This is a genomic window from Methylicorpusculum oleiharenae, from assembly GCF_009828925.2.
GTDB classification, from domain to species: domain Bacteria; phylum Pseudomonadota; class Gammaproteobacteria; order Methylococcales; family Methylomonadaceae; genus Methylicorpusculum; species Methylicorpusculum oleiharenae.
Genome location: NZ_WUTY02000001.1, coordinates 2,369,434 through 2,384,132 on the forward strand (window position 1 = coordinate 2,369,434; position 14,699 = coordinate 2,384,132).

Consider the following 14,699-nt stretch of genomic DNA (forward strand, 5'->3'; position numbering starts at 1 on the left):
CATGACGAAACTCGCGGCAACTGCGCTGATAAAAAACTACAATAAACGAAATGTCGTTAACGGCGTCACGCTGGATGTGAATACAGGCGAGATCGTAGGATTACTGGGTCCTAACGGGGCTGGAAAAACGACCAGTTTTTATATGCTGGTTGGCTTGATAAAAGCCGATGCCGGCGAAATTACTTTGAATGATCAGGTGATTACCCATTTTCCAATGCACGTCAGAGCACAGATGGGGTTGGGGTATTTGCCTCAGGAGCCTTCGGTGTTCCGCAAATTAAGCGTTGCCGACAATTTACGTGCTGTCCTCCAGATTCGGGGCGATTTAAGCAATGGTCAGATAGAACTCGCCATAGAGGAATTGTTGCAGGAATTCCATGTCGAGCATTTGCGTAACCAGATTGCTCTGGGACTGTCCGGTGGTGAACGAAGGCGCGTAGAAATAGCGCGAGCACTAGCGACAGATCCGCAATTTATTTTGCTTGATGAACCTTTTGCCGGGGTGGACCCCATTTCTGTAGAGGATATCAAGCAGATTATTGTGCATCTTAAGGACAGAGGGATTGGCGTTGTGATTACTGAACATAATGTCAGGGAAACCTTGGGAATATGTGACCGTGCCTATATCCTGAATGATGGCAAGGTTATCGCCGAGGGTGATGCAAAAGCAATTGTGAATAATGCGGAAGTTCGCAAGGTCTATCTGGGTGAAAATTTTAGCCTTTAGGAACGTGAATCACTTAACTTTTGCTATTGGCGCAAGCTGCGTCTCCATAAGGGCAATCAATAAACAGGCGCAAGGCGTGCTATGTTTCCAGTCACAAAATACTAAAGACGGATATAAATACGGTTCAGCTTTGGATGTTATACAACTCACGACACTCAAGTCACTCTTCATTTAACGGCAATTAGCTCATGAAACAGTCTCTACAAATTCGATTGGGTCAGCAGCTGACGATGACCCCTCAACTGCAACAAGCCATCAAGCTCCTGCAACTCTCTACTCTGGACTTACAACAGGAAATTCAACAAGCGCTAGAATCAAATATGATGCTTGAAGTAGAGGAAGATCATCCTGTTGACATCAATGACAGCCAGTTAGAGAAAAAAACTGAAAAATATGATGAAATAACCGCGGAGGGTTCCCAAACTGATATTCCGGATGAGTTACCGACTGATTCGAACTGGGAAGATGTTTTTGATAACACGCAGGCATCGAGCAGCAGTACTTCCGAGAATATTGAATTTGAAAGTCAACGCAGCAAGTCGGTTTCTTTACAGGATCATTTGCTCTGGCAACTGGAGTTAACGCCATTTTCAGATAGAGACCGGGCCATCGCAACCACGATTATCGATTCGGTCAATGGCGATGGTTACCTCATCAGTTCGATTGATGATATTTTTCAGGGTTTACAGGCTCAGTTGGATGAGCTGGAATTTGATGAGGTTAAAGCCGTTTTGCACCGTCTGCAAAATTTTGATCCACCTGGCGTCATTGCCGCTGATTTGCAGGATTGCCTGCGATTGCAATTGTTACAGTTGCCCGACGATACGCAATATAAGGCAGAGGCTTTGGTCCTGGTGACGCGCTATTTGGATCTGCTGGCAACGCATGACAGGGTAAAGCTGCTACGGCGTTTAGGTGTCAGCGAGCAGCATTTGGCGGGTGTTATCGCGCTGATTCGAACCTTGGATCCTAGGCCGGGTGCGCAAATAAGCGAAGGTGATTCCGAGTACATCATTCCCGATGTTTACGTCGTTAAGGTAGGCGGCGTCTGGACTGTCAATCTGAATCCGGAAATTGCGCCTAAATTGCGGGTTAATCCTTTCTATTCGGGCATGATAAAAAGGGCAGACAGCAGCGTGGATAATTGCCGTATGAAAGATCATTTGCAGGAGGCGCGATGGTTTATTAAAAGCTTAACCAGTCGGAATGAAACACTGTTGAGAGTGGCTCGCTGTATTGTTGATAAGCAGCAGGATTTCCTTGAGCATGGTTCAATTTCCATGAGACCCATGGTGCTTCGTGATGTTGCCGAAGAATTGGAGCTTCATGAATCAACTATTTCGCGGGTAACGACTCAAAAGTACATGCATACCCCCAATGGTATCGTTGAATTCAAGTACTTTTTTTCCAGTCATGTTTCCACCTCCGGTGGAGGTGAATGTTCGTCCACAGCCATTAGAGCGCTGATTAAAGAACTCGTGGACAATGAAAATCAGGCAAAACCGCTCAGTGATAGTAAAATAGCCGACTTATTACAAGAAAAAGGCATCAATGTCGCAAGAAGGACGATTGCCAAATACCGTGAAGCAATGAATGTTGCTTCATCTAGCCAGAGAAAGCGTACCTTATAACGCAACTATTACAACTAAAGGAGTTTATTCCATGCAAATCAGTGTAACAGGCCACCATATCGAAGTAACTGAGTCCATGAGAGATTACGTTGAAACTAAATTTGAAAAATTAGAAAGACATTTTGATAATGTCACCGACGTACATGTTATTTTGACCGTTGAAAAACTGAATCAAAAAGCCGAAGCCACTGTACAAATTAGCGGAGCCAAAATCTTTGCTGAAGATACACAAGAAGATATGTATGCGTCGATCGATAATCTGGTCGACAAATTGGATCGGCAAATTTTGAAACACAAAGAAAAAATCAGTAATCACCGTTAATTTGTTCCTCAACATCAGGTGCAGACAAAATCATAAGCGCTAGCTTATTGATTTTAAGAACCAACGGCAGCTTTTTTGCCGTTGGTTAACACTGCAATAACTGCGTTTACATTTCAGTAACACGCTTGAGTTCCTTCCAACTGTCTAGCCGTTAACGAATTTTCCATTATGAGACTTTTAATTGTCAGCGGACTCTCCGGTTCAGGAAAAAGTATTGCCTTAGCGACTTTGGAAGATTGCGGCTATTATTGCATCGATAATTTACCCATGAGTTTACTTGAGGGGTTTATTAATCAAGTTATGCTCGCCGATCCAAAAACCTATAACAAAACAGCGATAGGCATAGACGCAAGAAATCAAAGCGAGAATTTAGTCAATTTTGCGGACAGTCTGAATCTGATTCGTGCAAAAGGCATCGATTGCGAAGTCCTCTACATGCAGGCCGAGGAAGCAACGTTATTAAAACGCTACAGTGAAACCCGACGCAGGCATCCTTTAACCAACAACAATGTGCCTTTAAGAGAGGCGCTGGGTATTGAAAAGGAAATCCTCAAGCCGCTGGCCAGAATTGCCGATTTGGTCATTGATACCAGCCGAACGCACTATCATCAGCTTCGCGATCTGATCAGGGATCAGGTAGGCGAGAGAAATGTCAGGCATATCTCCATTCAGTTTCAATCGTTCGGATTCAAACACGGCGTGCCTTTGGATGCTGATTTTATGTTTGATGCCCGAGCGCTTCCCAATCCGTATTGGGTGCCCGAGTTGCGCGGATTTACTGGTAAAGATGAACTGATAATTGAGTTTCTTGAAAGAGAAGCGCAAGTTCGTGAGTTTTTTGAAGATATTACCCGCTTCCTTGATCGCTGGGTGCCCCGTTTCGAAGCGGAAGGTCGCAGTTATTTAACAGTTGCGATAGGGTGTACAGGTGGACAGCATCGGTCGGTCTATCTAGCAGAAGCGTTAGCCCAGCATTTTTCACAACAATCGCTAAAAGTGATTGTCCGTCACCGCGAGTTGCGTTGAGGGTTTTGAACGCAGCACAGTAGCTACCTGAATGTATCTGATTGTGGGCGGACAGTTGGTTTTTGACAGGCACAAACGGCGAAATCCGTTTCGCTCACCTGTTAGTTAACCCGGTTTAAACCAGCGAAATATTTTCGATACGTCCGTTGACCATTTCGATAATAATTTTTTCTTCTCTCGCTAACCAGCCGATCGCGCGTTGAATATCGTTTTTACTCAATCCGGTTTCGTTAGTAATTTTATTGACAGTTGCAGTGCCGTTATCCTCAAGGAATTTCCACACTTTCCCGGCAGTTTGACCAATTGTTTCAACCATTTTTATCACCTTTAAGTTATTTAGAAGATTTGTTGTGTTCGTCAGGCAAGACAATATTCAGTTCCAAGACTTCCTGGTCTTCATCTTGCTCAAAGTTAATCGAAATAGCATCCTGTTCTACATTAATATATTTTCGCACGACTTCCAGTAACTCTTTTTGTAACTGGGGGAGATAGGAGGGCTGGGTTCTTGATGAACGCTCATGTGCAACCAATATTTGTAACCTTTCCTTGGCCAGGGAAGCGGTGCCTCTTTTTGTGGTTCTAAAATAGTCCAGTAAGCTCATCATTTACTCCTGAATAGCTTCCCAAAAATACCCTTTTTTTCCTCGTCGATAAAACGGTGCGGCCTATCCTCGCCTAAATAGCGGGCAACAATGTCTTCATACGCCTGGCCAGCATCGCTTTTATCGTCAAGAATCACAGGAATGCCTGAGTTTGAGGCATTAAGAACTGATTTTGATTCGGGTATGACGCCTAATAAATGTAACGACAAGATTTCCTGCACATCTTCTACACTCAGCATTTCACCCAATTTAACGCGTTCAGGTGAATAGCGGGTTAAAAGCAGATATTCTTTGATAGGTTCTTCATTATTTTCGGCTCTTTTGGACTTGCTGGCCATGATGCCTAACATACGGTCAGAGTCACGTACAGACGAAACTTCGGGATTGGTGACAACAAAGGCATCATCGGCAAAATACATGGCAAGGTGCGCGCCTTTTTCAATTCCTGCAGGCGAGTCGCAGACGATATATTTAAATTCTTTTGATAGTTCTTCCAATACCCGGCCTACGCCTTCCACAGTCAGAGCGTCTTTATCTCGGGTTTGAGAGGCCGGTAGGATATACAACTGATTACAGCGTTTATCCTTGATGAGCGCCTGATTTAGAGAAGCTTCGCCATTGATGACATTGACAAAATCATAAACGACGCGTCGTTCACAGCCCAGGATTAAATCAAGATTACGCAAGCCCACATCAAAATCAATGACGGCTGTCTTATGCCCCTTTTTGGCAAGCCCCATAGCGATGGCGGCACTGGTTGTGGTTTTTCCCACACCGCCTTTACCCGATGTTACGACGATAATTCTAGCCAACTGTTTGTCCTCCAACGAGACAGTAAATTTATAAAGCTTTAATAATTAAAGCGAGTTCATTCAAATAGATTTGGACGGGCTTGTTTCGAACCGATGAATCAAGGTCCTCGCTTATTTTATAGTTTCCAGCAATCGAGATAAGCTCCGCTTGTAGATCGGAGCAGAAAATTCGGGCTTCCGTGTTGCCTTGAACGCCCGCCAAAGCCCTGCCGCGTAGCGTGTTGTAGACGTGAATGTTGCCCTCGGCCATGATTTCGGCACCGGCACTGACTTGAGCCAGTACGATCAAATCTCCATGCGAGTAAATGCGTTGTCCTGAGCGAATAGGTTGCGTTATCACGCGGGTTACTGTTGCCTCAGCTTCATTCTTGACCGGTTCGGGTTCGGGCTCGGGTTCTAACGGTAATTTTTGAACCGGTTTGGCTTGGGCCGAGGCCGAAGTGCTCTGAGCCGACATTTTAGGGATGCCTAATTTTAAAGCAGCCTGGTTTTGCTCTTCCGTGCCACCGCGAATACCGATAGGTAACAAATCCTGTTTTCTTATTTGGGCTATAACGTCAGTTAAATCCAATGTCAGGGCGAGTTTGTTAAGTTCCTGCAAGTCAATGATTAACGGGGAATAACGAAAAAAATCCGGGGCCTGCTTGATTTTTAACAGCAATTGTTGCTCGATGACAGATAAATCGTTTGTGCCCAACACTAACACCGGCACAGAGAGAGAACTGCTTTTAAATTCAAGATCGGGTCTATGATAGGGGTGGATTTGAGACTCTTTCGACATTTTCTCTCTGTTAAATCAGGGATTTTCGCAAATTTTAACACTGCTTTTAAAAAAAAGCATTTTCAAGGAAGAATAATCCGCGCATTTTCAGATGGATAGTGTCAAATTAAATTGAAAAACGGAGAAAAGTGATACAAGAGTGAGCGGCTATTCAGTAAACTTCCTGGAAATTAATTTGCCTGGAATCACCTTTGTAAATACCGAAAGTCACCCTCGCTTTTGGATTCTCGTTTTCCTTTCCTTGCCAGGTAAACTTGAGCCAGTCAGCAACCTCAGCGCTCAAATCCAGTGAGCCGGTTTTTTCGGGGCTTTTAAATGCAGATTAGGGGCTTCTTCACCACTTCGAAGGCGACCGGGATCGACACGTCCCCGCTGCGTTACAACTCATTCAGCAGGTTGATGCCTTTGACCGAGCGGCCTTTGCAGTGGTCATAGTGCGAGCACATCATCTCGTTCTCGTCAGTAAAAGTCTTCTTCTGGACTGTGTCGTTGAAGATCAGGCAGCCGTCGTCCCGCTCGATCTGACGAACGGTGGGTTTGACATCAACCCACAGGTCTTTTGAGGTGTATAGCCTCGCGGACAGGTGGCGGGTTATTGGGTCATGGCTGACTTCACCATCAAGCATCGCCGACAGGCTTGTCCCCCTTGCCAAGCCATGGTTGCAGATCAGGTAGTCTGTATGAAGCTCTGTTCTTTCTTTATAAATCCTGAAATGATGCGCTTCTTGGGATGGGGCTGCATAACATCAGATATTAAGATTGGCTTTTATGCGAAGCTCGACCTGATTGTTAATCGTATCGATGGGGCTCGCGATAAAATCAAGGGAGTTTCCGCTGTTGACACGCTCGGTTGGCGGAGATGCTTTATCCAAAGGAAAATCGATCAAGTCCTGGATTTTCCAGCGTATGGCTTCGGCGAGTTAATTATCAACAACCGGTGGCGCTTCCATGTTGATATGCCGGTAATATTCGGGCGTTAAAACCAGATGGCAATCGAACCGGTCTTAAGTATCCGTATCAAGGCAGCATGATGCCTCTGATAGTGAAGAATAAAAGACCCGCAAGCAGAGCCGATAAAGGCACAGTGATGAGCCAGGCTGCAGCAATTTTATAAAGATGCGAACGTTTGACTAATTCCTGGCGATAGACTTTTTTGAGGGATTTGCGTTCTTTTTTGGTTAAAAATGAATGCTCTTGTTCGATTTTGGCTTGTTGTTTCAGTTCTTTCAGCATTAAGCCTTTTTTATCGATTGATGCTTTTTTGAACTCGTTTAAGAAAGCGACAATTTTTTCCGGGGCATCATGCTCGTGATGCGCTCTGATTTCCTCCATCCGCTTGGCGTTACTGTGTTTCAGGTATTCGCGTAAAAATCCCACGCCGAAAACAGCGCCTACGGCGGTATGGGTTGAACTGATAGGAAGCCCTAACTGGCTGGCAAATATCACGGTGATGGCGGCTGACATCGCAATACAAAACGCGCGCATTTTGTCGAGTTCGGTAATTTCGCTGCCAACGGTGCGAATCAGTTTTGGTCCATACAGCGCCAGTCCCAGCGATATACCGACGGCGCCAACCAGCATCACCCAGGGTGTAATGGGGGCTTTACTGGATACCGTTTGACTAACGATTGCGTCATTGATAGCTGCTAAAGGGCCTACTGCATTGGCTACGTCATTAGCGCCATGAGCAAAGCTGAGTAATGCGGCCGAGCAGATCAAAGGAATGGTAAATAACGAATTAACACCGGCTTTCGTTGAATCCATTGTTATCGCCGCGCGTTGAACTGTTGGTTTAACGATCAAGAAAGTTGCTAAAGCAATGCAGAAACCCGTTGTTGTTGCCGTTAATAAATCTGTTTTCCAGATATTTTTCAGGCCTTTCATTATCAAATAGGTAGAAAATGCCCATGCCATCAGGCTTACCAGAATAGGTACCAGCCTCTGGGCCGCAGCCAGCATATCCTGCTGATAAGTTATTTTTCGTTTTATCAAAAACAAAAACAGGGCGGCAAAAAAACCGCCTAATAAGGGCGAAATAATCCAGCTTAGGACAATTTGGCTTAAAACAGGCCAATCGACAATCTCGGTTCCCCCTGCCGCTATGCCTGCTCCCATAACACCACCGACAATTGAATGAGTTGTTGATACCGGTGCATTTAAAGAAGTAGCTATGTTCAACCAGATTGCGGCAGCCAACAATGCGGCCATCATCAGCCAGACAAATGTATCGGGATTTTTAATCATTTCCGGATCAATGATGCCGTCTTTGATGGTGTTGACGACTTCACCCCCGGCGATCATAGCGCCTGTTGCCTCAAAAATGGCGGCTATGACGATTGCACCCGTTAAGGTCAATGCATTGGAGCCGACAGCAGGACCGACATTATTGGCAACATCATTGGCGCCGATGTTAAGCGCCATATAGCCACCTATCACAGCAGCAACAACAAGGAGATTATGGCCTGCAACCTGATCAGTGATGTTGCCTACATACAAGGAAACAATGATCATAAATATGACCGCAAGTCCTAATCTGATGAGATCCTTTTTAGTTAATGTGCTTGCTTCTTCAATTTGGTTGATGTTTTTTAAGTCCACTTGTTTACACCTCGGAGCTGCTAATTTGCGGGGCATTTTATCCTAATGGAAAAACAGATGCAGAAAATCACTATAAATGAGTGGGTTGCGGTTATCCGTAATACAGTTCATCAAACTGTCATAAATGCCTGGTTGCAAAGCTTTCGGCAAAAACCAAACCGCTAAAGAAATAGTCAGTCAGCGGCATATATGCCCAAACCGGATCGAATAGGCCAGGAAAGTAAAACTGGTATTTTCTTAAATCAGGTAATCTGCGCCCTGAGCATACCCAAAATTTGAAAATGTGGGGCCTTGAAAGAGCCGTTTATGAACCTAAGACACTTTTTCAAGCTTGCAATATGCCTGATTATCCTTTAGTTTAAAGCTATAACCGTAAGGCTAGGGGTGCTCCAAGATTTGTCTTGTTGCTGAGAAAAACCCTTTGAACCTGACTCCGGCTAATACCGGCGTAGGGAAGCCATCTTCCCAGCGCCCTGATTTATCAAATGATTTAGGAGATAAGCGTGAGCGCAGTCCGACAAGAAATCCCATCCGCAACTGTCAGCAGTGTCAAAATTGAGCCTTACCCGGCTTCCGAGAAGATTTATGTAGAAGGGAGTCGCCCGGATATCAGGGTGCCGATGCGGAAAATTAATTTATCCGATACCCCGGCTCATTTCGGTACAGAAACCAATCCCCCCCTTTATGTTTACGATACTTCCGGTGTTTATACCGATCCTGCTGTTGAGGTAAACCTCTTGAAAGGCTTGCAATCAGTGAGAACGGCCTGGATTGAAGAGCGTGGTGATACGGAGTTGCTTGACGGACCCACATCAGAATACGGCCATGAGCGTTTGCATGATCCGGCCACGTCGCATTTGCGCTTTGAGTTGATTCGCAAACCGCGTAGAGCGAAAGCCGGAGCTAATGTCAGTCAGATGCACTACGCAAGGCAGGGTATCGTCACACCTGAAATGGAGTTTGTTGCAATCAGGGAAAATCAACGCATGGAGGAAATGAAAGAATTATGGAAAGATCAACATCCCGGCGAGTCTTTTGGCGCGTCTATTCCAGCTGTCATAACGCCTGAGTTTGTGCGTGATGAAGTCGCCAGAGGGCGGGCTATCATTCCGGCTAATATTAACCACCCCGAATTGGAACCGATGATCATCGGGCGTAATTTCCTGGTTAAAATCAACGGTAATCTGGGTAATTCCGCGGTAACCTCTTCTATTGAAGAAGAAGTTGAGAAAATGCTGTGGGGCATCCGTTGGGGCGGCGATACGATTATGGATTTATCAACAGGGAAACATATCCATGAAACCCGCGAATGGATTCTGAGAAATTCTCCGGTCCCCATCGGTACGGTGCCTATTTATCAGGCGCTGGAAAAAGTGAATGGTAAAGCGGAAGAGCTGACTTGGGAAATTTTCCGGGATACCTTGATCGAGCAAGCGGAGCAAGGTGTCGATTATTTTACGATTCATGCCGGAGTGAGACTGCAACATGTGCCGTTAACTGCCAAGCGGATGACCGGTATCGTGTCTCGCGGTGGTTCCATCATGGCTAAATGGTGTTTAGCGCATCACACGGAAAGCTTTCTATACACGCATTTTGAAGATATTTGCGAAATCATGAAGGCCTATGATGTTTCCTTCTCGTTGGGAGACGGTTTGCGCCCAGGGTCAATTTATGACGCCAATGACGAAGCCCAGTTTGCAGAACTTGAAACATTGGGCGAACTGACCAAAATTGCTTGGAAACATGATGTTCAGACCATGATTGAAGGACCGGGTCACGTGCCGTTGCACATGGTTAAAATCAACATGGAAAAACAGCTGCAAGAGTGCGATGAAGCGCCTTTCTATACATTAGGCCCTTTAACGACCGATATTGCACCGGGTTATGATCATATTACTTCGGCGATTGGTGCGGCCAATATCGGCTGGTATGGGTGTGCGATGTTGTGTTACGTCACTCAGAAAGAACATCTGGGTTTACCAAATAAACAAGATGTCCGGGAAGGTATTGTCACCTATAAAATAGCTGCGCATGCTGCCGATTTGGCAAAAGGGCATCCTGGTGCACAAGCGCGTGATAATGCCATGTCAAAAGCACGCTTTGAGTTTCGCTGGGAAGACCAGTTTAATATCGGTCTGGATCCTGAGAAGGCGCGTAGCTTCCATGATGAAACGCTGCCACAGCACACAGCCAAAGTTGCTCATTTTTGTTCGATGTGCGGGCCTCATTTCTGCTCGATGAAAATAAGTCAGGATGTGCGTGATTATGCTAAGGCGAAAGGTCTGGCCGATGAAGAGGCTTTGTTAAAAGGCATGGATGAAAAATCAAAAGAGTTTTTGCAGGAAGGGGCGAAGATCTATCATGAAGTGTAGGCTTTAGCCTTAATGGGTCATGCTCTCTCTATGAGGGAGATTGCTTCTACAACTTTTAAGCGACAGTATTTTGCTGTTGCTGCGACTGAATCACTCCAGGGACGGATGGATTCGGTGTTTTTTCCTTCTTAAAAAACAGCGGTCACCGCTTTTTTTTTCATTATTCGCAGATAGTTGTTATCTCAAATAGCCCTCAAAGCAGAGCTTTCTGGCTGCTTCGCCAGCCTTGATTCAAAGCAAGCCAGCTTAACTCTATTGTCATTAAATGCCTGATGTGTTTATTTAACCGAAGGGCAGGTTAATTTATATGAAATCTTCGATTAAATTTAAATAGCCTATGGAAATGACTATACTTTGATTCTGTGTGAACGGTTTATCCTTCGCGATGAGCGGCGTTACGGTCTTAATAAATTGGAAAAAACTTCCATTGTGCGCGTACTTACTTTAATACTATCAATCGCTTTTTCATCCCTATCATTAGCTGCGCTGACTGATACCCAAGAAACGCGAATCCAAACCGTATCAAGAATTAAACTTACCCCTGACGAACTCGTTTGGTTAAGCCGGCACAAAACTGTTCGTGTGGGTTTTGATAGCGATTTTCCTCCCTACAGTTTTGTTGGAGAGAGCGGCCAAATTGAAGGCGTTGCTATAGACATCATCAAGCTCATTAGCGAGCGTTTGTCTATCAACATCGAAGTGGTTCCTTATAATACCTGGAATGAACTTTACGATGCGGCGGCAGCTAAAAACATAGATGCTGTTGCGACGATGGTCGATCGTCCGGAAAGACGAGAATGGTTTGATTTCACTCAGCCTTATTTGTCCAAATCGCTGGTCATTATTGCCAGAAAAGATATTAAAGGCATCAACAGCCGGGCTGATGTCGCAGGTAAGACGGTTGCTCTGATCAGAAATTATCAGTATGTGGATCGAGTTTTAGAAGAGTTTCCGTCGCTAACCCCTTTTTTTGTCGATAGCATTACTGAGGGACTGGAGTCAGTTGATAGCGGTAAAGCCGAAGCCTTTATCGGGTTTTCCGGTGTCGGGTATTTCCTCTCTCAGCGTGGATTATTTCCCAACCTCAAAGTGGTGACTTTTTACGATCACAACAGTGCAAATGAGAGTATCGCGGTCAGAAAAGATTGGCCGGTGCTTGCGGAAATTTTTCGTAAAGGCCTGGATTCCCTGTCAGTAGATGAAAAACAGGCCATCTTCGATAAATGGGTGCCTCAGGCTGAACCGATAGTTGATTTTGCTTTTATTGCCAAGCTATTGGGCGCTATGTTGATCGTCCTGATCTTGCTGATTTCATGGCTTATTCAGATTAGAAGGCAAAATAAAAAAATCGAGCTATCCAATCAGGAAGCCCTTTTAGCCAACAAAAAATTACAAGAATTTCAAATGGAATTGGAAGCACTGGTCGCTCAGAGGACATCGGAGCTGCGAGTCAGCGAGCAAAAATTTCGCAGTCTGGTGGAAAATCTCCGGGATGAATATTTTTTTTACAGGCAAGATCTCGAGGGAAAATTTACTTATGTAAGTCCCTCGGTAACTTCAATTTTGGGCTTTAATCAAGACGAGTTCAAAGCCGATTTTAAAGATTACCTGTCTGATAATCCGGTCAATCAAGAAATTGAAGAAAAGCTGGCGCAGTGTATTCAAGGTGATTTGCAACCTCTTTACCAGATTGAAATCTATCATGCCAATGGTGATTTACACTGGCTTGAGCTTCTTAATACACCGGTTTATAACGAAAAAGGCGATTGTATCGGTGTTGATACCATTGCCCATGATGTTACCGCCAGAAGAGAAGCTCAGGAAATTCTTACTTCGTTGTCTTACTACGATGAATTAACCGGTTTAGCCAATCGCCGCCTGTTTTCCGATCGGCTACAGCAAACGATAAATTTGGCCCATAGAAATAAATGGTCAGTTTCTCTGTTTTATCTGGATCTTGATCGGTTCAAATCGGTAAATGACAGTTACGGACATTCTGCAGGTGATGAAGTACTTAAAGAAACAGCAAAACGAATGATTTCAGTGCTGCGCGATTCGGATGTTGCCGCGCGCATGGGGGGTGACGAATTTCTGTTATTGTTGCCCGAAACAGATGCTGATGCCGCGATTAGAGTCGTTGAAAAACTGCTTAAGATTCTTTTGCTGCCCTACTATGTTGACGAACATATTCTGACCTTGGGCGCCAGTATCGGCGTTGCCGTTTATCCGGAGCATACAAACGATGGGGAAACATTGATCAATTATGCCGATACGGCCATGTATTCTGCCAAAGAGAAGAAACTTGGCTTCGCTTTTTATACCAAAGAGATGCAGGAGTTACAGGTTAGCCAGACGCAGCTTGCCGAAGATTTGGTAAAAGCTGTACGGTTTAGTTTGTTAAATGAAAAAAATGAGTTTTCTGTCGGATCAGTGAAATGCCCAACGTCTCAATTTTCTTTGTATTATCAGACCTATCATTCACTTTCAAACAATCAAATATTGGGCTATGAAGCCCTCATTCGCTGGAACCATCCTGTGTTGGGTGCCATAGGGCCCATTGACTTTTTGCCTTTGGCCGAGCAAAAAGATTATATAGGAAGTATCACTCAATGGATGTTCAACCAGGTCTGTGCGCAGCTTTTGATTTGGAATTCTGAAAAGATAAGACCACCAAAAATGAGTGTTAATCTGGCTTTGAGCGAGATTAATTCGCCGAATTGGGCAGGCAAAATACTGACTCAGCTTGCGCAGTTAAATGTGAACCCCGCATGGTTTACTATCGATTTAAAAGAATCCGCTTTTTTGAATGATAACAGTGCTTTAATGTCTGAAATATCTTTATTGAAAGAAGCCGGGGTCACTGTCTGCATAGATGACTTTGGGGGGAAGACATTTAGCGATTTGAAGTCTCTCGCACAACTGCCGGTTGATTTGATAAAGCTGGACCGGAGATTATTAAGGAACATTCCCGGTGATACAGAAAGTGTTAAATTTATTCAGGACGTCATTCGAACCGCTCTGCCTGTTGGCAAGGCTGTTGTCGCAAAAGGTATAGAGACACAAGAACAGTTGGATACACTTCGAAAATACGGTTGCGACTGCGGGCAAGGTTTTTTATTTTGTAAGCCATTGCCTGGTAACGAAGTCCAGGCGTTCACAAAATCTTTACAATGGTTTTTAAATTAATGAGCAACTGCTCGCCCGCTTTTATACCTTTCGCACTTCAAATTTCGGCAGTGCCTAAGGAGGCACCGGGTTGTTCGGCAAAGGCTTTGCCAGCATGGATGCTGGCATAGAGCCTACATGGATGTATTTACGGCGTCCTTTGACGGGCACCCCGGTGCCGAATTTCGATCTACGATCGGTATAACTGAGGGCGAAGGTGCTTGATTCAAAGGACGCGTGAAATCGTCGCTGTAGCTCTATGTAACATCCCTTTTGCAGAAGCCCTTTCAATCAACCACCTAAAACCAATAAAATTTGAAGGGCTGAGCAGATACATTAATTAATGGATTTTTTGTAGCTTAGCTTATTTTCAGAGTTCAGGGCTTCTAAATTAAGTCAAAATAAAGGGGCTGAAACCAGTTTATTGCTTGGGTATGAGTTTTGCCCAGGGTAACGGTTAATGAAAATGCCTCTTGATGACGCCGAAAATGCACATTTAGAGTGCGTTTTTATGAAAAACGTGTGTTAGGGAAGAGCGGGATAGGGCAACAATGTGTTAATTAAGGATTAAATAACATATTTTAACTTGTTTGCGCTACATTTTGAGCTATCAAACCCTGCTGACTGCTGCAATAGCTAACGTTGTTTAATAATGGTTTAAAT

General features: G+C 44.6%; 12 protein-coding genes, 2 pseudogenes and 1 riboswitch. Of the genes and pseudogenes, 7 read left to right on the forward strand and 7 right to left on the reverse strand.

Annotated elements, in window-relative coordinates; genetic code table 11:
- Position 1: 1 nt before the first annotated feature.
- The 4 genes from lptB to rapZ all read left to right on the forward strand — a co-directional run bounded on the left by lptB (position 2) and on the right by rapZ (position 3,706).
- Positions 2–727: an LPS export ABC transporter ATP-binding protein gene (lptB, locus tag GO003_RS10870; protein WP_159658707.1), complete on the forward strand. Its 726-nt coding sequence runs from the start codon at positions 2–4 to the stop codon at positions 725–727.
- 188 nt (positions 728–915) lie between these two features.
- Positions 916–2,358, forward strand: coding sequence for an RNA polymerase factor sigma-54 (locus GO003_RS10875; RefSeq protein WP_159658706.1), 1,443 nt, complete (start codon positions 916–918; stop codon positions 2,356–2,358).
- Between the two features lie 31 nt (positions 2,359–2,389).
- Positions 2,390–2,680, forward strand: a complete 291-nt coding sequence (gene hpf / locus GO003_RS10880; protein ID WP_159658705.1) for a ribosome hibernation-promoting factor, HPF/YfiA family — start codon at positions 2,390–2,392, stop codon at positions 2,678–2,680.
- Between the two features lie 168 nt (positions 2,681–2,848).
- Positions 2,849–3,706, forward strand: coding sequence for an RNase adapter RapZ (gene rapZ / locus GO003_RS10885; RefSeq protein ID WP_159658704.1), 858 nt, complete (start codon positions 2,849–2,851; stop codon positions 3,704–3,706).
- Positions 3,707–3,821: 115 nt separating this feature from the next.
- Here rapZ and GO003_RS10890 read toward each other — a convergent pair whose 3' ends face one another.
- From GO003_RS10890 to GO003_RS10910, 6 genes and pseudogenes are all read right to left on the reverse strand, one after another.
- The gene (locus GO003_RS10890; RefSeq protein WP_159658703.1) at positions 3,822–4,022 is read right to left on the reverse strand and encodes a winged helix-turn-helix domain-containing protein; all 201 of its coding nucleotides are present in this window, start codon (positions 4,020–4,022) and stop codon (positions 3,822–3,824) included.
- 16 nt (positions 4,023–4,038) lie between these two features.
- Positions 4,039–4,308, reverse strand: a complete 270-nt coding sequence (gene minE / locus GO003_RS10895) for a cell division topological specificity factor MinE (RefSeq protein ID WP_159658755.1) — start codon at positions 4,306–4,308, stop codon at positions 4,039–4,041.
- Positions 4,308–5,120, reverse strand: coding sequence for a septum site-determining protein MinD (minD, locus tag GO003_RS10900; protein ID WP_159658702.1), 813 nt, complete (start codon positions 5,118–5,120; stop codon positions 4,308–4,310). Before minD ends, minE begins: the two co-directional genes overlap by 1 nt.
- Before the next feature lie 28 nt (positions 5,121–5,148).
- Positions 5,149–5,901 carry a septum site-determining protein MinC gene (minC, locus tag GO003_RS10905; RefSeq protein ID WP_159658701.1) on the reverse strand — a complete coding sequence of 251 codons (753 nt, stop codon included), beginning with the start codon at positions 5,899–5,901 and terminating at the stop codon, positions 5,149–5,151.
- 151 nt (positions 5,902–6,052) lie between these two features.
- Positions 6,053–6,205: pseudogene (locus GO003_RS26565) on the reverse strand (DUF6701 domain-containing protein); the annotation flags it as partial.
- A gap of 76 nt (positions 6,206–6,281) precedes the next feature.
- Positions 6,282–6,608: pseudogene (locus GO003_RS10910) on the reverse strand (IS701 family transposase); the annotation flags it as partial.
- Here GO003_RS10910 and GO003_RS10915 point away from each other — a divergent pair.
- Positions 6,504–6,881: a hypothetical protein gene (locus GO003_RS10915; RefSeq protein ID WP_159658700.1), complete on the forward strand. Its 378-nt coding sequence runs from the start codon at positions 6,504–6,506 to the stop codon at positions 6,879–6,881. The pseudogene GO003_RS10910 and the gene GO003_RS10915 overlap by 105 nt on opposite strands.
- Before the next feature lie 37 nt (positions 6,882–6,918).
- Here GO003_RS10915 and GO003_RS10920 read toward each other — a convergent pair whose 3' ends face one another.
- Complete coding sequence (locus GO003_RS10920; protein ID WP_159658699.1) at positions 6,919–8,499, reverse strand: inorganic phosphate transporter; 1,581 nt, start codon at positions 8,497–8,499, stop codon at positions 6,919–6,921.
- 370 nt (positions 8,500–8,869) lie between these two features.
- Positions 8,870–8,971: riboswitch (TPP riboswitch) on the forward strand.
- A 31-nt stretch (positions 8,972–9,002) separates the two neighbouring features.
- Here GO003_RS10920 and thiC point away from each other — a divergent pair.
- Together thiC and GO003_RS10930 are read left to right on the forward strand one after the other, a co-directional pair.
- A complete protein-coding gene (gene thiC, locus GO003_RS10925) occupies positions 9,003–10,871 on the forward strand; it encodes a phosphomethylpyrimidine synthase ThiC (protein WP_159658698.1) in 1,869 nt (622 codons plus the stop codon).
- Positions 10,872–11,225: 354 nt separating this feature from the next.
- Positions 11,226–14,057, forward strand: a complete 2,832-nt coding sequence (locus GO003_RS10930) for a bifunctional diguanylate cyclase/phosphodiesterase (protein ID WP_159658697.1) — start codon at positions 11,226–11,228, stop codon at positions 14,055–14,057.
- The last annotated feature ends 642 nt before the right edge of the window (positions 14,058–14,699 follow it).